Here is a 24,786-nt window from a genome sequence, read left to right as displayed (position 1 = left end):
GCAAGCACCGCCCCTTCATGATTAACACGCCCAATGATGTAGGGGGCACCCCTAGTCTAGGGGGATTCTTCTTGACTGGGGTCACGGGGCGTGCGCGACTGCCGTGCACCCTTGTTGAGCGCCTCCGTCAGATCGTCCAGGGCGTCGACGAGTTGCTCCGCGTCGCGCAGCGCCACCCCCGGACGGTCCCCGGACTCCCGCCGCCACCGCTCCAGCGACTGGTGCACCGGCGACCAGTCGAGCGGCCGCCGCTCCCGTACCGCCCGCACCGCGTCCGGCAGCGCCTGCCGCAGTGCCGCGGCGAAGTCCCCGGCCTCCTCCGACGGCGGCGCGTCCCGCTCCGGCAGATGCGCCTCCAGCAGCATGGCGACCCGGCCCATCATGGACAGCGCCGTCTGCGCGGCCCGCGCCGCGGGCCGCGACAGCCCGCGGTGGCGCACCGGTTCCCGGTGCGCCTGGGTCTCGCTCTGCTCCCAGGCCGCCCGCGCCGCGCGGGCGTCCAGCAGGGCGTCCCGCACCTGGCGGGGACGGCGCTCGGCGGGGTGGGCGTAGGCGTCGAAGACGGCGGTGGCGAAGGCGCCGTTGGCGGCCAGCCAGTCCGCCAGCCGGTCCCGCAGCCGCGGTGTCTCCCAGGCGGGGAAGACCGCGTACGCGACCATCGCCAGCACCCCGCCGAGCAGCGTCAGCGCCACCCGCGCCTGCACGGTCTGGTGCCATGCCTCGCCCGCGATGCTGAGCAGGAAGACCACGTACGCGCTCACGCACGCGGAGGTCACGATGAAGCCGGTGCGCAGCAGCAGATACATCGACAGGACGGACAGCACGGCCAGCCCGGCGCTCAGATACGAGCCGGGGTGGACCAGCGCCACCACCCCGCCGCCGACCAGCACCCCGGCCAGGGTGCCCAGGAAGCGGGCGACACCGCGGGAGTAGGTCTGGGCGAAGTCCGGCCGCAGGACCATCGTGGAGGTCAGCGGCGCCCAATAGGCGTGCCCCAGCGGCAGCGTCGTGCTCAGCAGATAGCCGCTGACGCTGACCGCGCACAGCCGCACCGCGTGCCGCAGCACCGGTGAGGACCAGCGGGCCTCGCGGCGGACGGCGCGCAGCGCCATGGCGGCGGTGCCCCCGAGACCGGGGCGGGGCCGGAAGCGGTGCACCATCCGGCCTTCGGCGGACACCTCCTCCACCGGCTCGTCGGACGCCTCCACCACGTCCGCCACCAGCGAGAAGAGCCGCAGCGCGGCGCGGCGGGCGGCGCCGGTCAGCTTGGGCCCGTCCTCCGGCATCCGCAGGACGGCCATGGCCTCGGAGGGCACCCGCACCGGTGTGCCGCGGCGGATGGCGTGGGCCACCGCGTCCAGCACGGTGCCGGTGGCGGCCAGCAGTTCCCGCACCCGGTCGCGCTCGGGCCCCTCCGCGGGGGCGCCGACCACCGGGTCGGCCAGTGAGGCGAGCACCGGGCGGATCCGCTCGGCCAGCAGCCGGTAGCCGCTCAGCTGGCGGGGCCGCCGCCGGGCCTGACGGGGCGTCATGGCGGCGGCGCTGCGGGCGTCCATCAGCGGCTTGGGGTCGAAGGGCGCCACCGGCTCGTCGCGCAGCCTGCGGGCGTAGTCCGCCACGGCGGCGAGCGCGTCGGCGAGGGCGTCGCGCTGCACACCCCAGGGCCGCACCGGAAAGAGCACGATCAGCGCGGCCTGCACCACCCCGCCGAGCCCGACCAGCAGGGCGTGCCCCAGGGCGCCCATGACCGAGGTCGGGAGGGTGACCGTGATCAGCATGACGGCCACCATCTGGGTGGAGACCAGCCCGGAGACCGGGCCGACCGCCCACGACATGCCCGTCATCAGCGTCCACACGGCGAGCATGAGGACGAAGGTGAGGGTGTGGGCGGCGGCCAGATAGCCGAGGAAGGTGCTCACCGCGAGACCGCTCGCGGCGGCCAGCGCCAGCCAGGGGCGGGGGCGCCAGCTGCGCTGGAAGGTGGCGATCCCGGCGGAGAAGGCGCCGAAGGCCGCCGAGACGGCGAGCGTCGGCGAGCCCAGCCACAGCGCCACCCCGACGACGAGCGCGACCCCGCACGCGCCGCGCACCGCGACCATGGGCTCGGTCCTGGTGCGCTCGATCGCGAGGCCCGTCCGGGCGGTCTCCTTCAACGCGTGCGACCAGGTCATACGGCGAGACTACGGGGTGGCCCCGGGAGAACTGAACCAGCCGTTCCGGTCCGGGTCTCCCGAGCGCGGCCCCTGCCGGAGGGGTCAGTCCCCGGGCGCGCAGTCCACCTGGAGGAGCTGGATCGGCCGGGAGGCGTCGAGGTCCACATAGGCGGTGAAGGACCGGGTCGTCGGCGTCTGACCCCAGTGGGTGGTGATGGTCGCCCAGCCCACGCGCGCGGACTGGGCCGTGGTCACCTCGCCGACCTCGATGTCCTGCGGCTGGTTCTGCGCGCACAGCAGCAGGTCGAAGTCGGGCGTCTGGGCGGCCTCCTCCTTGAGCTGGTCCGAGACCAGGTGCTCTCGCTCCCAGGGGCGCGGGCCGTGGTTTCCGTAGAAGCCCTCCAGGAAGTGGTGGATCTCCTCGGCGGTGTAGCGGCCGTTCGGGTCGGTCCGCTCGGTGGCCGAGGCGGGCGACCCGGCGGCCAGGGCGAGCCCGAGGCCGAGCGCGGCCACACAGCCGCCGGCCACCGCGGCGCGGGAGCGAAGCGCACGAGTGGAACGAAGCATGGAAAATCCCCCTGTGTACGGTCTTGCACTGATGATTCGCCCCTTAGCCGGGCGAGCACACAAGAAGACCCCTCAGCCCCTCGAAGGGTTGTGCTCAACTGTCCCTGGGACATGAGAACTTCCCATCCGGCCCCCAGGTCGCTATCCGTCCCGCCGGGTTCTGGGTGAACGCGCCGCAGTACAGCACCGGCTCCGAGCCCCGGTCGGTGTGGTGCAGGATCACCACCGGCTTGTCCCGGGGCACCGAGCGGCCCCGCCCGACGTCCAGATAGCCGCTGGCGCCCTGCTTCCGTATGCCGTTGTCGAGGCCGATCTGCACATTGGAGCGCTCCACGTTGTCCGTACTGCGGAAGGCCCGGTTGGCGGCCTCGGCCATCAGCTGCATCGCGTCGTACGCCAGGGCGGCCCGCCCGTCATCGCGCCACAGGTCATGGGAGCCGAAGTCCCTTGCGTAGTCAGCGTTGAACTTCTTGGCGATGTCGCTCAGCCGCGGATGGCCCGCGGGCAGCACATGGACGGTGTGGTACAGCCGCAGCCAGGGCCGGTCCGCGTACTCACCGGCGAGGGCGGCGGTGGTGAGGTCATTGCCGCCGAGCACCGTGAGCTTCCTGCCCTCGCACGCCGTGTTGTCCCCGAAGTCGTCGAGGAACGCGCTGAACTGGAGGGCGCGGGAGGCCCAGTAGACGACCGTCCGGGGGTTGGCGGTGATCCGCTCGCACACCGCGTCGGCCAGCTCGCCGATGCTCTCCTTACGGGCGACACCGTCCTTCGGCGGCTGCCCCTGGGCGAGCCCGCCGCCCCGGCCGCCCGGGGTGTACTCCAGGGTGAACGGCCGGGCGCCGAACCGCTCGGCGAACAGCGTCCCTATCTCGTCGCTGTACAGATCCCGGGGATCCTTGACGACCACGGCGGCGCGGGCCGGGGAGCAGCTCCCGGTGCCGTCGTCCATGATGTTGCCCCGGTGGGCGAAGTCGGCCTCGACCGCGGCCTCGCGGCTGTTGGTGGGCGCCACCCTGCGGTAGTACCCGTCCACCTGCATCAGATCCGCCGTGGCCGTGGTGCCCACGACGGGGATCCGCGCGGCGCCCAGGATGCGCACGGCCTCCTGGGTCTGCTTCAGGCTCTTGGAGAAGCCCACCACGCCGATGATCCCGGAGCCCTTCTCACGGGCGTCCTCGGCGACTTGGCGGGCGATGCGCGGCGCGCCCGCGAAGTCGTCCCCCGCGTTACGGCTGTCGACGCGCAGCCACACCTTCTGGGAGTCGTTGCCCGCCTCGTCGTTCAGCGCGCGCTGGGCCAGGGCGATACCGCGCAGCTCGGGCACGGCCGCGTTGTACCGCTGGCCCTCCTGGTCGGCGGCCACGTCGGAGCCGATGTGCACCACCGTACGGGCGGTGCCGCCGTGGTCCGCGACCTCGCGGTCCACCCGTGCGTTCTCCTCGCGGATCAGCCGCCGGGCGTCCTCGTACTGCTTCCGCGGCGAGTCCGCGCTCAGCTCGGGGCGGCCCGCGACGACCTCGCTGGACGCCCCGCCCAGACAGCCGCGGTCCGGCTCGTCCGTGATCCGGCCGACCAGCCATACGCCCAGCGCGCTCAGCAGGGACGCCACCACGGCCCCGGTCAGGGCCAGCTCGGCGGCCGGGCCGAGCCGGAAGGCGCGCGGCGAGACGGGGTCCAGGTCCAGCGCCTCCGCATCCGGCATGGGCCCGGGCAGCGCGGCCCGCAGCGGCCTCGGCGCCCGCGACGGCATCCCGCTCGCACCGCGCAGCCGGGCGGCCGCCCGGCCCAGCCCGCCGCCCTCCCCCTCGGTCACCCCGCCGGCCCGGGACGCGCCCTCCGGGGGCTCGCCCGCCGAGGACGCGGGGGACGCGGGGGACGCGGGGGACGCGGGGGACGCGGGGGACGCGGGGGACACCGAGGACGCCGGAGCCACCGCCACCACCACGACCGCCGCGCACCGGGTGTCCCGGGCGGCCTCCCCGTACCGCTCCAGGAAGCGCTCCCCGGCCGCCGCACCGGCGGCGTCCTCCGGCAGCTCCAGCAGAAAGACACACCGGGTGCGCCGCCGGCGCCGCCAGGGCGAGATCCGGCCCGGCCGCGCCGCGCGCCGCAGATCCGCCAGCAGCGCGCGCAGCAGCAGCTCCTCCCAGCGGCCGACCGCCGCCTCCGCGTCCCGCGCGCGCTCGGCGCGCACCAGCCGCGCGGCGTTGTCGAAGAACTCCTCGGCGGTGCGGCCATGGCTGATGCGCCGCCAGTCCGCGTACCAGCCGCGCCGGGTGGAGCGCAGCAGGTGACGGGTCCTGCGCCGCCCCCACCACCAGCGCGGCAGCAGCTGGAAGAGGGGGCGCACCAGCAGCCGGCGCAGCTCCGCGATCCAGCCCGGCCCCGTCGTGCCGCCCGCCGCGCCGTCACCGGCTTCGCCGCCGAGCGTCCACAACGCCCGCAGCAGCGGCCCTCGTCTGAGCCGCTGTGCGTAGGCGTGGTCGCGCAGCGCGCCGCCGTCCGGCTCGGCGGCCCTGGGGTCCAGCGCCTGCTCGACGATGTCCCGCATCAGCCAGAAGTCGGTGAGCCGCAGGCCGCCGGTGCGGCGGGGCACATCGACGCACAGCTCACGGCCGAGGTCCAGCGTCAGCGGCCGCCGCCCGGCGGCCGCGCGGATCTCATCGGGGCCCAGCGCCGCGTACGGCACCCGCTTGGCGCCGTCCGGATAGAGCATCCGGCGCAGCCCCCGCATCGCCCGGTGGGCGCGGCCCGGCGCCCCCTCGCCGCTCGCGAGCAGCAGCACGGGCGGCAGCAGATCCCGCGCCGTGGCCTTTCGGTCCCGAGGCACCACGGCGCCCTTGAACGCCTCGATGAACTCCTCGGTCCCCTCCCCCTCCGTGAACCCAGGCACGTCGGCTCCCCCGCTTTCCCCCGGCTTCCCGTGCTTGTTGCGCCTGGGATCCCCGCCCGCCACAACGGCGAAACCCCCTGCCGGACCGGGTCCGGCAGGGGGCGGGGAAACCACTCAAACGTGCGAATCACACGTCACATACGCCTCAGTGGTTCTTCATCTGCGTCCTCAGAGGTTCTTCGGAGACGCCTCAGTGGTTCTTCGGGAAGCCGAGGTTGATGCCGACCTCCTCCGACGGCTCCGGCCAGCGGGTGGTGACGACCTTGCCGCGGGTGTAGAAGTGCACCCCGTCGTTGCCGTAGATGTGGTGGTCGCCGAAGAGCGAGTCCTTCCAGCCGCCGAAGGAGTGGTAGCCCACCGGCACCGGGATCGGCACGTTGACGCCGACCATGCCCGCCTCCACCTCCAGCTGGAAGCGGCGGGCGGCGCCGCCGTCGCGGGTGAAGATGGCCGTGCCGTTGCCCCACCGCGAGCTGTTGATCAGCGCGATGGCCTCGTCGTAGGTCTCGGCGCGCACCACGCACAGCACCGGGCCGAAGATCTCGTCACGGTAGGCGTCGGCCGTCGGCGGGACCCTGTCCAGCAGCGAGACGCCGATGAAGAAGCCGTTCTCATGGCCCTCCACGGTGTAACCCGTGCCGTCCACGACCACCTCGGCGCCCTGGGCCGCGGCCCCGTGCACATAGGAGGCGACCTTGTCGCGGTGCTCCTTGGTGATGAGCGGGCCCATCTCGGAGGCCGGGTCGTTCCCGGGGCCGATCCGCAACTTGGTGGCCCGGTCGGCGATCTTCTTCACCAGGTCGTCGCCCGCGTCGCCGACCGCGACCACGACCGAGACCGCCATGCAGCGCTCACCGGCCGAGCCGTAGGCCGCGTTGATGGCGTTGTCCGCCGCGAAGTCCAGATCGGCGTCGGGCAGCACCAGCATGTGGTTCTTGGCGCCGCCGAGCGCCTGCACCCGCTTGCCGTGCTCGACGGCCCTGGACTGGATGTACTTCGCGATCGGCGTGGAGCCCACGAAGCTGACGGCCGCGACGTCCGGGTGCTCCAGCAGCCGGTCGACGGCCACCTTGTCGCCGTTGACCACGTTGAGCACCCCGTCCGGCAGCCCCGCCTCGGCGGCCAGCTCGGCCAGCCGGCGGGAGGCCGAGGGGTCCTTCTCGCTGGGCTTGAGGACGAAGGTGTTACCGCAGGCGATGGCCACCGGGAACATCCACAGCGGCACCATCGCCGGGAAGTTGAACGGAGTGATGCCCGCGACCACGCCCAGCGGCTGGCGGATCGAGGAGACGTCGACCCCGGTGGAGACCTGCGTGGACAGCTCGCCCTTCAGCTTCTCGGCGATCCCGCAGGCCAGCTCCACGATCTCCAGACCGCGGGCCACCTCACCGAGCGCGTCCGAGTGGACCTTGCCGTGCTCGGCGGTGATCAGCTCGGCGATCTCGTCGCGGTGGGCGTCCAGCAGCTCGCGGTACTTGTAGAGGATCGCGGTGCGCCTGGAGAGCGAAATAGTGCCCCAGGAGCGGTACGCCTCCTTGGCCGCGGCCACGGCCGCGTCGACCTCGTCCACGGAGGCCAGGGCGACCTGGGTGTCCTGGGCGCCGGTGGCGGGGTTGTAGACCGGCCCGTACGCGCCGGTCGCGCCCTCGACGGTCTTTCCGCCGATCCAGTGGTTGACGGTCTTCATGGGTGCGGAGCCTTTCTCTCGAAAAACGTCAGAGGTGGCGGCGGCGTGCGGCGGCCTGCCGGTCGTAGTCCTCGCGGGCCTTCACGGCGGCCGGACGGGTCGCGATCTGGGCGACAGGCACATCCCACCACGCCTGTGCCTCGGGTGCGCCGGACACTGTGTCGGCCGTTTCGGTCTCCACATAGACACATGTGGGCCGATCCGAGGCGCGGGCCTCGGCGAGCGCCGCCCGCAGCTCGCCCACGCTCTTCGCGCGGAGCACATCCATGCCCAGCGAGGCGGCGTTGGCGGCCAGGTCGACCGGGAGCGGATCGCCGGTGTACTGCCCGTCGGCCGCCCGGAAGCGGTAGGCGGTGCCGAAGCGCTCGGCGCCGGTGGTCTCCGACAGACCGCCGATCGAGGCGTAGCCGTGGTTCTGGAGCAGCACGACGTTGATGTTGATGCCCTCCTGGACCGCAGTGACGATCTCGGTGGGCATCATCAGATACGTACCGTCCCCGACCAGCGCCCAGACCGGGGTGGCGGGCGCCGCGAGCCGTACGCCGATGGCGCCTGGGATCTCGTACCCCATGCAGGAGTAGCCGTACTCGAGGTGGTACTGGCGCGGGGAGCGGGCGCGCCACAGCTTGTGGAGGTCGCCCGGCAGCGAGCCCGCCGCGTTGATCACCACGTCCTCGTCGCCGACGACCGCGTCCAGCGCGCCCAGGACCTGGGTCTGGGACGGGCGGGCGGTCTCGTCCTCGGCGGCGTACGCGGCGTCCACCCGGCGCTCCCACGCGGTCTTCCCGGTGCGGTACTCGGCCTCGTACGTCTCGTCCACCCGGTGGCCCGCCAGCTCGGCGGTGAGCGTTTCGAGCGCGGCGCGGGCGTCGGCGACCACGGTGGTGGCGCCGAGCTTGTGGGCGTCGAACGGCGTGATGTTGAGGTTGAGGAAGCGGACCGCCGGGTCCGCGAAGAGGGTCGCGGAGGCGGTGGTGAAGTCGCTGTAGCGGGTGCCCACGCCGATGACCAGGTCGGCGGTGCGGGCCAGGTCGTCCGCGACGGCGGTGCCGGTGTGGCCGATGCCGCCGATGTCGGCGGGGTGGTCGTAGCGCAGCGAGCCCTTGCCCGCCTGGGTGGAGGCCACCGGGATGCCGGTCGCGTCCACGAGGGCGCGCAAGCTGTCCTCGGCCTCGCTGTGGTGGACCCCGCCGCCCGCGACGATCAGGGGCCGGCGGGCGGCGCGGACGGCGCGCGCGGCGGCGGCCACCTCGGCCGCCTCGGGGGCGGGGCGGCGGACGTGCCAGACCCGGTCGGCGAAGAACTCCTCGGGCCAGTCGAACGCCTCGGCCTGGACGTCCTGCGGCAGGGCCAGGGTGACGGCGCCGGTCTCGGCCGGGTCCGCCAGCACCCGCATGGCCTGGAGCGCGGCCGGGATCAGCGCCTCGGGGCGCGTCACCCGGTCGAAGTAGCGGCAGACCGGGCGCAGCGCGTCGTTCACCGAGATGTCGCCCGCGTAGGGCACTTCGAGCTGTTGGAGCACCGGGTCGGCGGGCCGGGTGGCGAAGATGTCGCCGGGCAGCAGCAGCACCGGCAGCCGGTTGACGGTGGCGAGCGCGGCACCGGTCACCAGGTTGGTGGCGCCGGGGCCGATGGAGGTGGTGACGGCCTGGGCGGCGAGCCGGTTGTTCTGCCGGGCGTAGCCGACCGCTGCGTGCACCATCGCCTGCTCGTTACGGCCCTGGAGGTACGGCATGGTGTCCGGCCCGGACTCCAGCAGCGCCTGGCCGAGCCCGGCCACATTGCCATGGCCGAAGATCCCCCAGGTGGCGTTGATCAGACGATGCCGCCGCCCGTCCCGCTCGGTGTACTGGTGGGCCAGGAACTCCACCAGCGCCTGGGCGACGGTGAGGCGACGCACTGCCGAACCGTTCATCGTGGGTCTCCAGCGGGTGCTTGATAGAGGGGCAGACGGGGGTCGACGGCCTGGTCGGGCCAGGTGGAGCGGATCCAGGCGTGGTCGGGGTGGTCGCAGATGAGCCAGGCGCGCTCCGCCTCCGGGCCCGCCATGACGTTGAGGTAGTACATGTCGTGGCCGGGGGCGGCGATCGAGGGGCCGTGCCAGCCGTCGGGGATCAGGACGGTGTCACCGGAGCGGACCTCGGCGAGCACGTCGGTGCCGCGGCCGTGGCCGGACGGGGAGACCCGCTGATAGCCGATGCCCTCGTTGCCGTGGGCCTCGGCGATCTCGAAGTAGTAGATCTCCTCGAGCTCGCTCTCCTCGCCGGGGCGGCACTGGTCGTGCTTGTGCGGCGGGTACGAGGACCAGTTGCCGCCCGGGGTGAGCACCTCGACGGCGATGAGCTTGTCGCATGCGAAGACGCCTGCCGCACCGAAGTTGTTCACCTGGCGCGAGCAGTTGCCGCTGCCGCGCAGTTCGACGGGGACGGCGGAGGCCGGTCCGTAGCGCGCGGGCAGCCGGCGCTCGCAGCGGGCTCCGGTGAGCGCGAAGCGGCCGCCCGCGCCGCTCGCGATCTGGGCGTGGGAGTCGCGCGGCAGATAGACGAAGTCGCTCACCCCGCTGAACACGCTCTCCCGGCCGTGCAGTTCGAACGTCTCGCCCTCGGCGATCACGGTGCAGCCGCCGCTCAGCGGCAGCACGATCCACTCGCTGTCGCCGGTGGCCAGCGAATGCGAACCGCCGGGCGGCAGATCGAGGACCCGCAGGCTGGAGTAGCCCCAGCCGGCCCGCTCGGGGTCGATGTCCACGGCGTAGGGCCCGGCGGCCGCCTTGCCGGCCTGCACATGGAAGCCGGGGAACGGATCGGTGGTGGTCATGGCGTGAAGTCTCTGCCTTTCTTACAGCGTCACAGCAGGCCGACGGCGGTGTCCACGGCGGTCTCGACACTGCCCTCCGCCGGATACAGCAGGGAGCGGCCGACGACCAGCCCCTGCACGGTGGGCAGGCCCAGCGCCTTGCGCCACTTCTCGTACGCCTCCTCCTGGTCCTGCGGAGACTTGCCCACGTCGCCGCCGAGCAACACCGCCGGAAGGGTGCTCGTCTCCATCACTGCCGCCATCTCGTCGGCGTCGTCGGTGACCGGCACCTTCAGCCAGGTGTAGGCGGAGGTTCCGGCGAGGCCGGAGGCGATGGCTATGGACTTGGTGACGGCCTCGGCGGACAGGTCGTTGACGACCTTTCCGCCGGTCCGCCGGGAGATGAACGGCTCGACGAAGACGGGCAGCCGCCGCTCGGCCATGTCGTCGATGGCGCGGGCCGTGGTGACCATGGTGGTGAGCGAACCGGCGTCCTCGTAGTCGATGCGCAGCAGCAGCTTGCCGGCGTCGAAGCGGAGGCGCTCGATGTCCTGGGGGCGGTGTCCGGTGAACCGGTCGTCGAGCTCGAACGAGGCCCCGGCGAGACCGCCGCGGTTCATCGAGCCCATGACGACCTTGCCGTCGAGGGCGCCGAGCAGCAGCAGGTCCTCGAGGATGTCGGCGGTGGCGAGCACCCCGTCGACCCCGGGCCGGGACAGCGCCACACACAGCCGCTCCAGCAGATCGCCCCGGTTGGCCATGGCCAGCTTGTGGCCACCGACGGCGAGGGCGCCGCGCGCCGGGTGATCGGCGGCCACGATCATCAGACGGCCGCTGTCGCCGATGAGGGGGCGGCGGACCCGGCGGGCGGCCGCCTCGGCGATGGCCTCCGGATGGCGGCTGCGCACCGTCACGAGGTCCGAAATGCTGATGCTCAAGGGTTTTTCCTCGCATTCGCGATTCTTGAAGGGCACACGGAGCGCGGGGACCGCGTGCCGACGAGGGGAAGGGCCTGACGTCGGCGGTCAGTCCCCCGCCAGCAGAGCCTCGACCTCCGCTTCCGTGGGCATCGCGGAGGAGCAGGCGAGGCGGGACGCGACGATGGCGCCCGCCGCGTTGGCGTACCGCATGACGCGCTCCAGGGGCCAGTCCGAGAGCAGCCCGTGGCACAGGGCGCCGCCGAACGCGTCGCCCGCGCCGAGCCCGTTGACCACCTCGACCGGGACCGGCGGGACCTCCGCGGTGGTGCCGTCGCGGTGCACGGCGAGCACCCCGCGCGGACCCTGTTTGACGACGGCGATCTCCACCCCCGCGTCCAGCAGCGCCTGCGCGCACGCCTTGGGCTCGCGCGCACCCGTGGCGATCTCGCACTCGTCCACGTTGCCGACGGCGACGGTGGCGTGGCGCAGCGCCTCGGCGTAGAAGGGGCGGGCGGTCTCCGGGTCGGCCCAGAACATCGGCCGCCAGTCGAGGTCGAAGACGGTGGTGCCGCTCTTGGCGCGGGCGGCGAGCGCGGCGAGGGTGCTGGTGCGGCTGGGCTCCTCGCTGAGCCCGGTGCCGGTCATCCAGAAGATCCGGGCGGCACGGATGGCGTCGAGGTCCAGCTCATCGGCGTGGATCTCCAGATCGGGCGCCTTGGGGCGGCGGTAGAAGTACAGCGGGAAGTCGTCCGGCGGGAAGATCTCGCAGAAGGTGATCGGGGTGGGGTACTCCTCGACCGGAGTGACGAAGCGGTCGTCCACCCCGAAGGCCCGCAGCTCCTGGTGGATGTAGTCGCCGAACGGATCCGCCCCGGTGCGGCTGATCACCGCGGAGCGGTGGCCGAGGCGGGCCGCGGAGACCGCGACATTGGTCGCCGAGCCGCCGAGAAACTTTCCGAACGATTCAACCTGCGGCAGCGGCACACCGGTCTGGAGCGGATAGAGGTCCACTCCGATGCGGCCCATCGTGATCAGGTCGTACGGCTCACTCATGCCTGCCCCTTCGGGAAAGACGCAGCTCAGGGTCTGGTGCTCAGAACTCCGGGATCCACCCCGGCCCTTCAGGTCTAGACGTGTGCCCCACCCACTGTCAAGACTTTGTCCTTACATACGGACGTCATCATCCAAGCCCATGGGGCGTGTTATCGCCTCGTTACGTCCGGATGAAATGTTGTCATGACAAAACCTTGACAGTGGCCACCCACGGGGAAGAGGCTCCCGTTCTGCAACGGCCGTGCAATTCGACGGACCTGGCTTTGAGAGGTGCTGGAACGGATGGACCTCAGACTCAATCGACACCGCAGAGCGGGCCTCGCCGCACTCGCCACCGCAGCCGCCCTCCTGGCGGTGGGGTGCAGCAGTCAAGGCGGCAAGAAGGCCCAGGAAGCCGACGCCGGCCTCGCGGCCGGGAAGGCCGACACCCCGCGGATGAGGATCGCGATGATCACTCACGCGGCCCCGGGCGACACCTTCTGGGACACGGTGCGCAAGGGCGCCAAGGCCGCGGCGGCCAAGGACAACGTCGACCTCGTCTACTCCAGCAACCCCAACGGAGCCGACCAGGCCAACCTGATCCAGAACGCGATCAACCAGAAGGTCGACGGCATCGCCGTCACCCTCGCCAAGCCCGACGCCATGAAGGGCGCGATAGCCAAGGCGAAGAAGGCCGGGATCCCGGTCGTCGCCTTCAACGCCGGACTCGACCAGTGGAAGGACATGGGTCTGCTGGAGTACTTCGGCCAGGACGAGAACATCGCGGGCCAGGCGTTCGGCAAGCACCTCAACGAGGTCGGCGCCAAGCACAACATCTGTGTGATCCAGGAGCAGGGCCATGTCGCCCTCGAGGCCCGCTGCGCCGGCGTGAAGAAGACCTTCAAGGGCAAGACCGACATCCTGTACGTCAACGGAACCGATATGCCGTCGGTCAAGTCGACGATCTCCGCGAAGCTCAAGCAGGATTCGAGCATCGACTATGTCGTCACCCTGGGCGCCCCGTTCGCCCTGACCGCCGTGCAGTCCGCGAAGGACGCGGGCGACAAGGCCAAGGTGGCCACCTTCGACCTCAACAAGGACCTGGTCTCGGCCGTGCAGAGCGGCGATGTCCAGTTCGCCGTGGACCAGCAGCCGTATCTCCAGGGCTATCTGTCCATCGACTCCCTGTGGCTCTACAAGAACAACGGCAACTTCAGCGGCGGCGGCGAGAAGCCGGTGCTGACCGGGCCCGCGTTCGTCACCAAGGACAACGTGGACACCATCGCCAAGTTCGCCCAGAAGGGAACGCGGTGAGCCGGTCATGACCCATACCGCCACCCCGGCGGCGGCCACACCGCCGGCCTCCCCCGCGGCCCCGCCCAAGAGCCGCACCGCCGAGCGCTCGCTGGCCCGGCGGGCGCTGGCCCGCCCCGAGATCGGGGCGCTGGTCGCGGCCGTCGGCGTCTATCTCTTCTTCTTCGCCGTGGCCCCCACCTTCCGGCAGGCCGACTCCTTCGCCACCGTCCTCTACCAGGCGTCCACCATGGGCATCATGGCGCTCGCCGTCTCCCTGCTGATGATCGGCGGCGAGTTCGACCTGTCGGCCGGAGTCGCCGTCACCTCCTCGGCGCTGGCCGCAAGCATGCTCAGCTTCCAGCTCACCACCAATGTCTGGGTGGGGGTGCTCGTCGCCCTGCTGGTCTCGCTCACCGTGGGGCTGATCAACGGACTGCTGCTGATCAAGACCGGGCTGCCCAGCTTCCTGGTCAGCCTCGCCAGCTTCCTGATGCTCCAGGGCGCCAACCTGGCCATCACCAAGCTGCTGACCGGCAATGTCGCCACCGACACCATCAGCGACATGGACGGCTTCGACCAGGCCAAGTCGCTCTTCGCCTCCGAGATCGACATCTTCGGCGTCGATGTGAAGATCACCGTGCTGTGGTGGCTGCTCTTCGCCGCCATCGCCACCTGGGTGCTGCTGCGCACCAAGTTCGGCAACTGGATCTTCGCGGCCGGTGGCTCGAAGGAGAGCGCCCGGGCCGTGGGCGTGCCCGTGAACCTCACCAAGATCGCCCTCTTTATGACGGTGGGCTTCGCGGCCTGGTTCGTGGGCATGCATCTGCTCTTCGAGTACAACACCGTGCAGGCCGGCGAGGGCGTGGGCAACGAGTTCTACTACATCATCGCGGCCGTGATCGGCGGCTGTCTGCTCACCGGCGGCTATGGCTCCGCGATCGGCGCGGTCCTCGGCGCCTTCATCTTCGGCATGGTCAACCAGGGCATCGTCTACGCCAACTGGAACCCCGACTGGTTCAAGTTCTTCGTCGGCGTGATGCTGCTGCTCGCGACCCTCGTCAATCTGTGGGTGCGCCGTCAGGCCGCCAGGAGGTGATCGGAATGGCAACGAACGTCACCAAGGACAGCGCCGCACAGGGTGCCGCGCCGGACGAAGAGCCGGTGATCCGGCTGCGCGGCGTGGGCAAGCTCTACGGGAACATCCGCGCCCTGGAGGGCATCGACCTGGCCGTCCGGCCGGGCCGGGTGACCTGTGTGCTCGGCGACAACGGCGCCGGCAAGTCCACCCTGATCAAGATCATTTCGGGGCTGCACCAGCATGACGAGGGCGAATACCTCGTGGACGGGAAGCCGGTACGGCTGAACACTCCGCGCGACGCCCTGAACCTGGGCATCGCCACCGTCTACCAGGACCTGGCCACCGTGCCGCTGATGCCGGTGTGGCGGAACTTCTTCCTCGGCTCCGAGCTGACCCGCGGCCCCTGGCCGGTGCGCCGGCTGGACATCCAGCGGATGAAGCAGATCACCGGCGAGGAGCTGTCCGCCATGGGCATCCACCTCGACAACCTGGAGCAGCCCATCGGCACCCTCTCCGGCGGCCAGCGGCAGTCCGTGGCCATCGCCCGGGCGGTCCACTTCGGCGCCCGGGTGCTGATCCTGGACGAGCCGACCGCGGCGCTCGGCGTCAAGCAGTCCGGTGTGGTGCTCAAGTACATCGCGGCGGCGCGTGAGCGCGGGCTCGGCGTCATCTTCATCACCCACAACCCGCACCACGCCTATATGGTCGGCGACCACTTCGCGGTGCTCCGGCTCGGCGCCCTGGAGCTGAACGCGGCGCGCGAGGACGTCAGCCTCGAAGAGCTCACCAACCATATGGCCGGCGGTGCCGAACTGGCCGCGCTCAAGCATGAGCTGGCCCAGGTCCGCGGGGTCGATGTGGACGAGCTGCCGGAGGAGGTGACCGCTCCTTCCTCCTGACGGACACCACCTGACGGACGCCATCCTCCGACGTCTTTCCCTCCCCTTTCCCTGACAAGACGTCCGAATGTCCTGACGAAGCCTTGACGGCCGCCCGCCCGGCCGGTGAAGCTGCCCAAAACAGTACGACGCGGGCACCCCAGCACACCGAGGAGACCCTCTGCCATGACTGCCGACGCCTCCCCCGTACCCGCCCTGGACCGCATCCGGGTCGGCTCGGCCCCCGACTCCTGGGGGGTGTGGTTCCCCGACGACGATCAGCAGGTCCCCTGGCAGCGCTTCCTCGACGAGGTCACCGAGGCCGGTTACGAGTGGATCGAGCTGGGTCCGTACGGCTATCTGCCCACGGACCCGGCCCGGCTCACCGAGGAGACCGGCCGGCGCGGTCTCACGGTCTCCGCGGGGACCGTCTTCACCTCGCTGCACCGCGGCCCCGAGGTCTGGGACGCCACCTGGGAGCATGTCTCCCAGGTGGCCGAGCTGACCCGGGCGATGAACGCCAAGCACCTCGTGGTCATCCCCTCCTTCTGGCGGGACGACAAGACCGCCGAGCTGATCGAGCCCCCGAAGCTCACCGCCGAGCAGTGGCGCCATCTGTCCACCGGGATGGAGCGGCTCGGCCGCGAGGTGCGGGAGCGCTTCGGGCTCGACATCGTCGTCCACCCGCATGCCGACACCCATATCGACACCGAGGAGAACGTGGCCCGCTTCCTGGACGCCACCGACGCGGACCTGGTCAACCTCTGCCTGGATACGGGCCACTACGCCTACTGCGGCGGCGACAGCGTCAAGCTGATCGAGACCTACGGCGAGCGCATCGGCTATCTCCACCTCAAGCAGGTCGACCCGGAGATCCTCGCCGATGTGGTGAAGAACGGGGTGCCGTTCGGCCCCGCCGTCCAGCGCGGTGTGATGTGCGAACCGCCGAACGGCGTTCCGGAGCTGGGTCCGGTCCTGACCGCGGCCCAGAACCTGGATGTGGATCTGTTCGCCATCGTCGAGCAGGACATGTACCCCTGCCCGCCAAGCCAGCCCTTCCCCATCGCCGAGCGCACCCGGCGCTTCCTGCGCTCCTGCGGCGCCTGACGCCTCCCCCTCCCGGCCCCCACGGGCCCTGGCCCCCCACAGGTCTTCGCCCCCACGGGCCTTCGAACCGTCCAGAGAGCAGAGAGAGAAGAGAGAGCAGTTTATGACCCAGCAGGGAACGCTCGGGGTCGCCGTCATCGGGACCGGCAAGATGGGCGCCGACCATGTCCGCCGCATCAACGACGTGATCAGCGGCGCCCGGGTGGCCGCCGTGGTCGACATCGACGAGGCGCGGGCCAAGGCGGTCGCCGACACCGCCGACGGCTGTCAGGCGTTCACCGATCCGGCCGCCGCGATGGCCGCGCCCGGCGTGGACGCGGTGCTGATCGCCTCGCCGGGGCCCGCGCACGAGGCCGCGCTGCTCAGCGCGTTCGAACGCGATCTGCCGGTGCTGTGCGAGAAGCCGCTCACCCCGGACTCCGCGTCCGCGCTGCGGGTGCTGGAGGCCGAGCAGCGGCTGGGCCACCGCCGGGTGCAGGTGGGCTTCATGCGCCGCTACGACACCGAGTTCATGAAGCTCAAGGCGCTGCTGGCCGGGGGTGAGCTGGGCCGCCCGCTGCTGCTGCACTGCCGCCACCGCAATGCCTCGGTGCACTCGTACTTCACCAACGAGATGATGATCACCGACTCGGTGGTGCATGAGATGGACCAGTCGCGCTGGCTGCTGGAGCAGGAGATCGCCGCGGTCACCGTGCTCAAGCCGACCCCCAGCTCGCTGTCGCCCGAACCGCTCAGCGACCCCCAGCTGGTGGTCTTCGAGACCACCGGCGGGGCGATCGTCAATGTGGAGATCTTCGCCACCTGCGGCTTCGGCTACCAGGTGCAGGCGGAGGCGGTCTGCGAGCGGGGCACCGCCCGCGTCGGCGATGCCCACGGGATGCTGGTCAACCGGCCCGGCACCTGGGGCGGGGAGATCGCCCCCGACTTCGTGGCCCGCTTCGAGGAGGCGTACGACCGCGAGGTGCAGAGCTGGGTCAACGCCACCCGGCGCGGCGAGGTCGAGGGCCCCAGCACCTGGGACGGCTATGCCGCGACCGCCGTCAGCGAGGCGGGGGTCCGGGCCCAGGCCACGGGGCAGCGCACGGCGGTCGAGATGATCGAGCGCCCCGCCCTCTACAGCTGACGCCCCGCCTCCAGCTGACGCCTTGCCTCCAGCTGAGGCCCAGCGGGCCGGCCGTGACCTCACGGCCGGCCCGCTGTGGTCATGGCGTCCGGGTCTGGTCCGGTGCGTCACCCGTGCGTCACAGCGGTCACATCTCCACACGCCTCCGTCACAGCTGTTCAACAGCCCCGGACCCCCCTTCACTCAGCGTCGTTGACCGTGCACAGGCTGATGGAATGTGAGCAGGCGCGCCGTGGCTCCCCCGACGGCCCCACCGGGCCGTGACCGCGACGCCCTGCGGAAGGGCAGAAGAGATGACCGACCGGAGGCTGTGGTCGTACAAGGAGATCGCCGCGCATATCGGTGTGCAGACCGACACCGTACGGTCCTATCGCAAGCACGGTCTGCTGCCGCCCCCCGATCATGTGGAGGGCAGCAAACCGTATTGGTACGCGGATACGATCCGCTCCTGGGTGGTCCGCAGACCCGGCAACCGCCGCGCCCGGCGTGACGGCAAGGACTAAGCGCGTCGCTGGAAGTGTGGCGATGGGTCGTCGGCCGACTGCGGCGCCGTCGTGGCTGGTCGCGCAGTTCCCCGCGCCCCTTCGGGGCGCTGCCCGAGCCGTAGCGGACTTCCTGCGACTTGCTTAGCGGTGCCGCTTGCTTAGCGGTGCCGCTTGCTTAGCGGTGCCGCCACGCCCGCGTGAGCCATTAGCGGCCCGTGCTCACCCGGTCCCGGTCCCGCGCCTTCTCCCCCTCTCCCCGAACCCCGTCCTCACCGTGAGGCCTGTCCTCACCGTGCGGCCCGCTCTTGCCGTCAGGCCCGCCGCCCTTGCGGGCGCACCGGCGACCGTCGGCCTCGCCGCCGGTGGCGGCATCCGTGGACTCCCCCTCGCTCAGCCCGAACCGGGTATGCACCCGCCGCAGCGGGCCCGGGGCCCACCAGGTGGCCCGGCCGGTCAGCTTCATCACCGCCGGCACCAGCAGCCCGCGCACCACCATCGCGTCCATCAGCACGGCCAGGGCGATGCCCAGCCCCAGCATCTTGGTGTTGGTGACCCGCGAGGTGCCGATGCCCACCATCACCACGGCGAGGATCAGCGCCGCCGCCGTGATCAGGCCGCCGGTGCGCCGCAGTCCGAACTCCACCGCCGCCTGATGGTCCCCGGTGCGGTCGTACTCCTCCTTGATCCGGGAGAGCAGGAAGACCCCGTAGTCCATGGAGAGCCCGAAGGCGACGCAGAACATCAGGACGGGCAGGGTGGTCTCGATATCGCCGGAGGTGGTGAAGGCGAGCGGGCCGGACAGATGCCCGTCCTGGAAGACCCACACCACCGCGCCGAACATCGCGGTCAGACTGAGCGCGTTGAGCAGCACGGCCTGAATCGGTATCAGCACGCTTCCGGTGAGCAGGAAGACCAGCAGCAGGGTGACGGCGACGATGATGGCCGCGGCCCAGGGCAGTCGGTCGGCTATGGAGTCCTTGGTGTCCACCAGAACGGCGGCGGTGCCGGTCGCCGAGGTGGTGAACGACGGCTCCTGAGCGCGGATCGTCCGCACCAGCTCCTGGCTGGCAGTGTCCACGGCCTCGCCCCTGGGCTGCACGGTGATCTCCGCCGAGCCATCCGACAGCCGCGCCGCCTCCGTCGGCCCCGGCTCGGCCACCTGCCGCCCGTCGGCGAACCGGCCCGCCGGGCTGTCCACCCGCAGCACCTGGGGGAGGGCGGAGACCTTGGCGCTGTAGTCGGCGAGGGCCTTGGTGCCGATGGAGCCGCCCTCGGCGAGGACCTCCACCGCGCCCCCGGGACCACCGGGGAACCCCTCCCGGATGTGCTGCTGCACCACATGGGACTCGGCGCTCGACGGCAGCTGACGGTCGTCCGCGGTGCCGAACTCCACCCTCAGGAACGGCAGTCCCAGCGCGACCAGACCAGCGACGGTGGCCAGCGCGAACACCGGGGCGCGCCGCATCACCAGCCGGGCGAGCCGCGCCCAGCCCGCCCCGGGCTCACCGCCGCGGGCCGGGCGGCCGCGGCGCAGCAGCCGGGTGAGATCCAGTGCGTTGACCCGGTCGCCCAGGAGGATGAGCGCCGCGGGCAGCACCACCAGGGCGGCGGTGGCGGCGATCAGCACCACCGCGATCCCCGCATAGGCGAAGGAGCGCAGGAAGTACTGCGGGAAGACCAGCATGGCGGCGAGCGAGGCGGCGACGGTCAGCGCCGAGAAGAGCACGGTGCGCCCGGCGGTGCGCAGCGTGGCCGCGACGGCGGGCAGCTTCTCCGCGCCCCGGCCCAGCTCCTCGCGGAAGCGGCGCACGATGAACAGGGCATAGTCGATGGCGAGTCCGAGGCCGAGCGCGGTGGTCAGGTTCTGCGCGAAGACCGAGACATCGGTGAACTCGGTGAGCCCGCGCAGCACCGCGTCGGTGCCGAGGATCGCGATGATGCCGACCCCGAGCGGCAGCAGGGCGGCCACGGCGCTGCCGAAGACCATCACGAGCAGCACCAGGGTGATGGGCAGGGCGATCATCTCGGCCCGCAGCAGATCCTCCTGGATGGTGGACTGGAGCTCATGGCGGACCGCGACCATCCCGCCGACCCGCACCTCGACCGGGCCGTGGGCACCCCGGTAGTGGGGCGCTATGCGCTCCAGCGCCTTGCCCGCGGCCGACTCATCGCCCAGGATCCGCGCGGCGATGATCGCCTCGCCCCGGTCATGGGCGCGCAGCGAGGGTGCGCCGGTGGTCCAGTACGAGGTGACCCCGGTGACCGCCTTCTCGCCCGAGAGCTTCTTGGCCAGTGTCCGGGCCTCGGCGGCGACGGCCGGATCGTCCACGGTCTTCTTACCGCTGTCGACGAGCAGGATCAGATTGGGTTGCGAGGCGGGGAAGCGCTTCTCGAGCGCCTTGGTGGCATACGCGGACTCGGACGCGGGGTCCTCCCAGCCGCCGCTTCCCATCCGGTCGGCGACCCCACTGCCGGCTACGACGGCCAGCGCGGTGAAGATCAAAGCGATCAGCAGAGACAGCCGAGGACGCGCCGTGACCAGGCGGGTCCACCCTCCGATCCGGTCCTCGGGTGGGCGGTTGACATCGGTCATGGCGCGGTGTCCCCTTCACCTGTGCCCCATGCCGCCACCAAATGTCCGTAGGCAGCACGGGTCGCTGATTACCATGGACGGTAAACACGAGCGACCGCTCGCGTTTTTCAAGAATGCGAGCGGGCGCTCGTGTTTGTCAATCGAACACGGAGAGCCGGGGAAAACAGGTGAGCGAGAGCAAGGCGGACCAGCCCGACGAGACGGCGAAGCCGCGCCGCAGACAGGCGCGCGGCGAGCGCCGGATCCAGCAGCTGCTCGACGCCGCCGCCAGCGTCTTCTGCCGCACCGGCTACACCTCGGCGAGCACCAACGCCATCGCCCGCGAGGCCGGGGTCTCCCCCGGCACGCTGTACCAGTTCTTCCCGAACAAGGAGGCCATCGCCGTCGAGCTCGGCGACCGCCTCAACCGCCGGATGCTGGAGACCCACGGGGTGGCCTTCACCCTCGAGAACGCCGCGCTGCCACTGCGCGAACTGCTCGACGCGGTCCTCGATCCGATGATCGAGTTCAACTGCGCGAACCCCGCCTTCCTGACCCTGCTCCAGTCCTCCGACGCCCCGGGCCACTTCCTCGAGGAGCACGCCACCCTGCACGACTCGATCCAGGACCGCATCAGCGAACTGATCGGCGCCCGCAGCCCCGACCTCTCCCCCGAGCGTCGCACCCAGACCGCGAACATGGCGTTCGCCCTGTTCAAGGCCGGTCTTGGACTGATCCTCGGCCATGAGGGCGCGGAACGGGAGGCGTACGTAGCGGAGTTGAAGACCGCCCTGTACGGCTATCTCGCCCCGGTGCTGGGCACCGAGGGAGTCCCCGCCCGGCCCTGACCCCGGGCCACACCTCGCCGCGCACCCCTCCCCCGCCCCGGCCCGCGGAGGGGTGCGCGCGGGCGCACCGCGCCCGTCACCGACCGGCGCACCACCGGCTTCCATCCATACCCCCTAGGGGTATAGAGTGGGGATTGCCAGGAGACGCTGAGGCATTCCGGTGCCTCCTGCGCACCGACCGTCACGCTCACCCCACACAGGAGAACCCCATGAGCTCCGAGGCAGTCACCACCGTCTACAAGGTGACCGGTATGACCTGCGGCCACTGCGAAGGCGCGGTCACCGAGGAGGTCGGCGCCCTCGACGGCGTCACCTCCGTCAAGGCCGTGGCCTCCACCGGCCAGGTCACCGTGGTCTCGGCCGCCCCGCTGGACGACGAGACCGTCCGCGCCGCCGTGAACGAGGCGGGCTACGAGCTCGCCGGCCGGGCCTGAGCGAGCCCTCACCAAACCCCCGCCGGACCGTGCCGCCCTGCTCATACAGTCGCCGCACGGCCCGGCCCTCCTCCCAGGAGACCAGACATGACCAGCACGGCACCCCCCGCCGGGTCCGCCGCCGACACCACGGCGACGGCCGACGGGCCCTCGCAGGTCGAGCTCGCCATCGGCGGAATGACCTGTGCGTCCTGCGCCGCCCGTGTCGAGAAGAAGCTCAACCGCCTCGACGGCGTCACCGCCACGGTGAACTTCGCCACCGAGAAGGCCAAGGTGTCCTACGGCGCGGGGATCGAGGTCGCCGACCTGATCGCCACCGTCGTCAAAACCGGGTACACCGCCGAGGAACCGCGCCCCACCGTGCCCGAGCCCCGCACCCCCGAGGGCGCCGCCGCACCGGAGGCCGACCCGCGCGGCGAGGCCGCGCCGGACCCCCTGCGCCACCGCATGCTCGTCTCCCTCGCGCTGTCCCTGCCCGTCGTGGTGCTGGCGATGGTGCCGTCCCTCCAGTTCGACAACTGGCAGTGGCTCTCGCTCACCCTCGCCGCGCCGGTCGTCGTCTGGGGCGGCGCGCCCTTCCACAAGGCCGCCTGGACGAACGCCCGGCACGGCGCGGCCACCATGGACACCCTCGTCTCCATCGGCACCCTGGCGGCCCTCGGCTGGTCCGCCTGGGCGCTGTTCTTCGGCCACGCGGGCATGCCCGGGATGCGGCACGGCTTCGACCTCACCGTCTCCCGCACCGACGGATCGTCCTCGATCTACCTGGAGGCGGCGGCCGGAGTGACCGCGCTGATCCTCCTCGGCCGCTACCTGGAGGCGAAGTCCAAGCGGCGGGCGGGCGCGGCGCTGCGCGCGCTGCTCGAGCTCGGCGCCAAGGACGTGGCCGTGCTGCGCGGAGGCCGCGAGGTACGGATCCCCGTCGGCGAGCTGGCCGTCGGCGACCGCTTCGTGGTGCGCCCCGGCGAGAAGATCGCCACCGACGGCACGGTGGTCGAGGGCTCCTCCGCCGTGGACGCCTCGATGCTGACCGGCGAGTCGGTGCCCGTGGACGTGGGGGTCGGCGACGCGGTGGCGGGCGCGACCGTCAACGCCTCTGGCCGGATCGTGGTCGAGGCCACCCGGGTCGGCGCGGACACCCAGCTGTCCCGTATGGCCAAGCTGGTCGAGGACGCGCAGAACGGCAAGGCCGAGGTGCAGCGGCTCGCCGACCGGGTCTCGGGGATCTTCGTACCGATCGTGCTGCTGATCGCCGTCGGCACCCTGCTGGGCTGGCTGCTCACCACGGGCGACGCGGCCGCCGCCTTCACCGCGGCCGTCGCCGTCCTGATCATCGCCTGCCCCTGCGCCCTGGGCCTGGCCACCCCGACCGCGCTCATGGTCGGCACCGGCCGCGGCGCCCAGCTGGGCATCCTGATCAAGGGGCCCGAGGTGCTGGAGTCCACCCGCCGGGTGGACACCGTCGTCCTGGACAAGACCGGCACGGTGACGGCCGGGCAGATGCGGCTGCGCGGAGCCGTCACGGCGCCCGGGGTGGACGAGCGGGAGCTGCTGCGGCTCGCGGGCGCCCTGGAGCACGCCTCGGAGCACCCGATCGCGCGGGCCATCGCGGACGGCGCGGCCGAGCGGATCGGCGACCTCCCGGCGCCCGCGGACTTCCGCTCCGAGCCCGGCCTCGGCGTCCAGGGCATGGTGGACGGCCACGCGGTGCTGGTCGGCCGCGAGAAGCTGCTCGGCGCCTGGGCCATCGAGCTGCCCGAGGACCTGGCGGCCGCCAAGGCCGCGGCCGAGTCCGAGGGCCAGACGGCGGTCGCGGTGGCCTGGGACGGCGCGGCGCGCGGCGTCCTCCTGGTGGCCGACGCCGTCAAGGAGACCAGCGCCGAGGCGGTCGCCCAGCTGCGGGCGCTCGGCCTCACCCCGATCCTGCTGACCGGCGACAACCGGCTGGTCGCCGAGGCGGTGGCCCGCGAGGTCGGCATCGACGACGTCATCGCCGAGGTGCTGCCGCAGGACAAGGTGGACGTGGTGAAGCGGCTGCGGGACGAGGGCCGTACGGTCGCCATGGTGGGCGACGGGGTCAACGACGCGGCCGCCCTCGCCACCGCCGACCTCGGGCTCGCGATGGGCACGGGCACGGACGCGGCCATCGAATCCGGGGATCTGACCCTGGTCCGGGGCGATCTGCGGGTGGCGGCGGACGCGATCCGGCTGGCGCGCAGAACCCTCGGCACCATCAAGGGCAATCTCTTCTGGGCCTTCGGCTACAACGTCGCCGCGCTGCCGCTCGCGGCGGCCGGACTGCTGAACCCGATGATCGCGGGAGCGGCGATGGCGTTCTCGTCCGTGTTCGTCGTGACGAACAGCCTGCGACTGCGGACCTTCACGGCATCTCCATAGATTCACCAAGTCCCCATAAGCCGCACAACACCCATACGGCAGAGCCTCGATCTTCAAATCGAGGCTCTTGCCCTTTTATGGCCCTTATGGCAAGAGACGCAGATCACAGACAACCCAACGTAACCATCGAGGGGGGTCGCGAGTCTAATGGGACGGTGGGGATACGTCTTGGGGGACGGATCCTGCTACGCGTAGCCGGGACGACGTACTCGGGGAGCTTTGAGCGGCCCTCCCGTAGGTACGCGTCCCGGCAGATCGCGTCACCATACGGCCCGCAAGGGCCCGTAGACGCCCGGCCGGATCCCGTGGGGGGAATCCGCTCCGGGGCAAGGGAAGCGCCCCGCTCCGACCCGTGGGGGGATCGGCAGCGGGGCGCTTCTCGCACCTTCTTTTTGAGGCTCGGTTCTCCCCCGGCTACCGCTGGGAGGTGCCCCCAGCCGGAAGACCCAAGGGGCCGGATACGCGAAGGTGCCCGGCCCTCTCAGAGGGGCACCCGACCGGGGTCCCAGCACCCACATAC

Annotated in this window: 18 protein-coding genes; 9 read left to right on the top strand and 9 right to left on the bottom strand. The window is 71.6% G+C overall.

Going from position 1 to position 24,786, the window contains the following annotated elements; translation table 11 throughout:
- Nucleotides 1-56: 56 nt before the first annotated feature.
- From ACT2CW_RS32625 to iolC, 8 genes are all read right to left on the bottom strand, one after another.
- On the bottom strand, nt 57-2,171 hold the full coding sequence (locus ACT2CW_RS32625; RefSeq protein WP_445519203.1) for an FUSC family protein: 2,115 nt from the start codon (nt 2,169-2,171) through the stop codon (nt 57-59).
- 84 nt (nt 2,172-2,255) lie between these two features.
- Nucleotides 2,256-2,720, bottom strand: coding sequence for a hypothetical protein (locus ACT2CW_RS32620; protein WP_182471137.1), 465 nt, complete (start codon nt 2,718-2,720; stop codon nt 2,256-2,258).
- A 94-nt stretch (nt 2,721-2,814) separates the two neighbouring features.
- Nucleotides 2,815-5,613, bottom strand: a complete 2,799-nt coding sequence (locus tag ACT2CW_RS32615; protein WP_445519202.1) for a hypothetical protein — start codon at nt 5,611-5,613, stop codon at nt 2,815-2,817.
- 190 nt (nt 5,614-5,803) lie between these two features.
- Nucleotides 5,804-7,300 (bottom strand): CoA-acylating methylmalonate-semialdehyde dehydrogenase, encoded by a 1,497-nt coding sequence (locus ACT2CW_RS32610; RefSeq protein WP_445519201.1) that lies wholly within the window; start codon nt 7,298-7,300, stop codon nt 5,804-5,806.
- A gap of 28 nt (nt 7,301-7,328) precedes the next feature.
- Nucleotides 7,329-9,215 (bottom strand): 3D-(3,5/4)-trihydroxycyclohexane-1,2-dione acylhydrolase (decyclizing), encoded by a 1,887-nt coding sequence (iolD, locus tag ACT2CW_RS32605; protein ID WP_445519200.1) that lies wholly within the window; start codon nt 9,213-9,215, stop codon nt 7,329-7,331.
- On the bottom strand, nt 9,212-10,117 hold the full coding sequence (gene iolB, locus ACT2CW_RS32600) for a 5-deoxy-glucuronate isomerase (protein ID WP_414081443.1): 906 nt from the start codon (nt 10,115-10,117) through the stop codon (nt 9,212-9,214). The genes iolD and iolB overlap by 4 nt, the downstream gene beginning before the upstream one ends.
- Before the next feature lie 29 nt (nt 10,118-10,146).
- A complete protein-coding gene (locus ACT2CW_RS32595) occupies nt 10,147-11,034 on the bottom strand; it encodes a Cgl0159 family (beta/alpha)8-fold protein (protein ID WP_037955149.1) in 888 nt (295 codons plus the stop codon).
- Between the two features lie 87 nt (nt 11,035-11,121).
- Nucleotides 11,122-12,069: a 5-dehydro-2-deoxygluconokinase gene (iolC, locus tag ACT2CW_RS32590; protein ID WP_138915578.1), complete on the bottom strand. Its 948-nt coding sequence runs from the start codon at nt 12,067-12,069 to the stop codon at nt 11,122-11,124.
- A gap of 282 nt (nt 12,070-12,351) precedes the next feature.
- Here iolC and ACT2CW_RS32585 point away from each other — a divergent pair, with 282 nt between their 5' ends.
- From ACT2CW_RS32585 to ACT2CW_RS32560, 6 genes are all read left to right on the top strand, one after another.
- Entirely contained in the window at nt 12,352-13,362 is a 1,011-nt protein-coding gene (locus ACT2CW_RS32585; protein ID WP_445519199.1) for a substrate-binding domain-containing protein, read from the top strand.
- A gap of 7 nt (nt 13,363-13,369) precedes the next feature.
- Complete coding sequence (locus ACT2CW_RS32580; protein ID WP_164427611.1) at nt 13,370-14,440, top strand: ABC transporter permease; 1,071 nt, start codon at nt 13,370-13,372, stop codon at nt 14,438-14,440.
- 5 nt (nt 14,441-14,445) lie between these two features.
- On the top strand, nt 14,446-15,321 hold the full coding sequence (locus ACT2CW_RS32575) for an ATP-binding cassette domain-containing protein (protein ID WP_445519198.1): 876 nt from the start codon (nt 14,446-14,448) through the stop codon (nt 15,319-15,321).
- Nucleotides 15,322-15,486: 165 nt separating this feature from the next.
- Nucleotides 15,487-16,407 carry a sugar phosphate isomerase/epimerase family protein gene (locus tag ACT2CW_RS32570; RefSeq protein WP_164427607.1) on the top strand — a complete coding sequence of 307 codons (921 nt, stop codon included), beginning with the start codon at nt 15,487-15,489 and terminating at the stop codon, nt 16,405-16,407.
- 103 nt (nt 16,408-16,510) lie between these two features.
- Nucleotides 16,511-17,530 carry a Gfo/Idh/MocA family protein gene (locus ACT2CW_RS32565; protein WP_020871201.1) on the top strand — a complete coding sequence of 340 codons (1,020 nt, stop codon included), beginning with the start codon at nt 16,511-16,513 and terminating at the stop codon, nt 17,528-17,530.
- 293 nt (nt 17,531-17,823) lie between these two features.
- Nucleotides 17,824-18,033 carry a helix-turn-helix transcriptional regulator gene (locus ACT2CW_RS32560; RefSeq protein ID WP_164427603.1) on the top strand — a complete coding sequence of 70 codons (210 nt, stop codon included), beginning with the start codon at nt 17,824-17,826 and terminating at the stop codon, nt 18,031-18,033.
- 187 nt (nt 18,034-18,220) lie between these two features.
- Here ACT2CW_RS32560 and ACT2CW_RS32555 read toward each other — a convergent pair whose 3' ends face one another.
- Nucleotides 18,221-20,608, bottom strand: a complete 2,388-nt coding sequence (locus ACT2CW_RS32555; RefSeq protein ID WP_445519197.1) for an MMPL family transporter — start codon at nt 20,606-20,608, stop codon at nt 18,221-18,223.
- A gap of 167 nt (nt 20,609-20,775) precedes the next feature.
- Here ACT2CW_RS32555 and ACT2CW_RS32550 point away from each other — a divergent pair, with 167 nt between their 5' ends.
- The 3 genes from ACT2CW_RS32550 (at nt 20,776) to ACT2CW_RS32540 (ending at nt 24,266) form a co-directional block, all read left to right on the top strand.
- Nucleotides 20,776-21,435 carry a TetR family transcriptional regulator gene (locus ACT2CW_RS32550; protein WP_445519196.1) on the top strand — a complete coding sequence of 220 codons (660 nt, stop codon included), beginning with the start codon at nt 20,776-20,778 and terminating at the stop codon, nt 21,433-21,435.
- 167 nt (nt 21,436-21,602) lie between these two features.
- Nucleotides 21,603-21,869 carry a heavy-metal-associated domain-containing protein gene (locus tag ACT2CW_RS32545; protein WP_445519214.1) on the top strand — a complete coding sequence of 89 codons (267 nt, stop codon included), beginning with the start codon at nt 21,603-21,605 and terminating at the stop codon, nt 21,867-21,869.
- An 87-nt stretch (nt 21,870-21,956) separates the two neighbouring features.
- Entirely contained in the window at nt 21,957-24,266 is a 2,310-nt protein-coding gene (locus ACT2CW_RS32540) for a heavy metal translocating P-type ATPase (RefSeq protein WP_445519195.1), read from the top strand.
- Nucleotides 24,267-24,786: the final 520 nt, after the last annotated feature.

Source organism: Streptomyces sp. NEAU-174, from assembly GCF_052665095.1.
Note: the sequence above shows the minus strand (reverse complement) of the source record. Positions and strands in the feature narration are given on the sequence as shown.

Excerpts from the sequence above, each read along its gene's own strand:
- iolB (WP_414081443.1), bottom strand. The coding sequence starts at position 10,117 with ATGACCACCACCGATCCGTTCCCCGGCTTCCATGTGCAGGCCGGCAAG.
- ACT2CW_RS32580 (WP_164427611.1), top strand. The coding sequence starts at position 13,370 with ATGACCCATACCGCCACCCCGGCGGCGGCCACACCGCCGGCCTCCCCC.
- ACT2CW_RS32560 (WP_164427603.1), top strand. The coding sequence starts at position 17,824 with ATGACCGACCGGAGGCTGTGGTCGTACAAGGAGATCGCCGCGCATATC.
- ACT2CW_RS32555 (WP_445519197.1), bottom strand. The coding sequence starts at position 20,608 with ATGACCGATGTCAACCGCCCACCCGAGGACCGGATCGGAGGGTGGACC.
- ACT2CW_RS32610 (WP_445519201.1), bottom strand. The coding sequence starts at position 7,300 with ATGAAGACCGTCAACCACTGGATCGGCGGAAAGACCGTCGAGGGCGCG.
- ACT2CW_RS32540 (WP_445519195.1), top strand. The coding sequence starts at position 21,957 with ATGACCAGCACGGCACCCCCCGCCGGGTCCGCCGCCGACACCACGGCG.
- ACT2CW_RS32570 (WP_164427607.1), top strand. The coding sequence starts at position 15,487 with ATGACTGCCGACGCCTCCCCCGTACCCGCCCTGGACCGCATCCGGGTC.
- ACT2CW_RS32585 (WP_445519199.1), top strand. The coding sequence starts at position 12,352 with ATGGACCTCAGACTCAATCGACACCGCAGAGCGGGCCTCGCCGCACTC.
- ACT2CW_RS32620 (WP_182471137.1), bottom strand. The coding sequence starts at position 2,720 with ATGCTTCGTTCCACTCGTGCGCTTCGCTCCCGCGCCGCGGTGGCCGGC.
- iolC (WP_138915578.1), bottom strand. The coding sequence starts at position 12,069 with ATGAGTGAGCCGTACGACCTGATCACGATGGGCCGCATCGGAGTGGAC.
- ACT2CW_RS32575 (WP_445519198.1), top strand. The coding sequence starts at position 14,446 with ATGGCAACGAACGTCACCAAGGACAGCGCCGCACAGGGTGCCGCGCCG.
- ACT2CW_RS32565 (WP_020871201.1), top strand. The coding sequence starts at position 16,511 with ATGACCCAGCAGGGAACGCTCGGGGTCGCCGTCATCGGGACCGGCAAG.
- iolD (WP_445519200.1), bottom strand. The coding sequence starts at position 9,215 with ATGAACGGTTCGGCAGTGCGTCGCCTCACCGTCGCCCAGGCGCTGGTG.
- ACT2CW_RS32625 (WP_445519203.1), bottom strand. The coding sequence starts at position 2,171 with ATGACCTGGTCGCACGCGTTGAAGGAGACCGCCCGGACGGGCCTCGCG.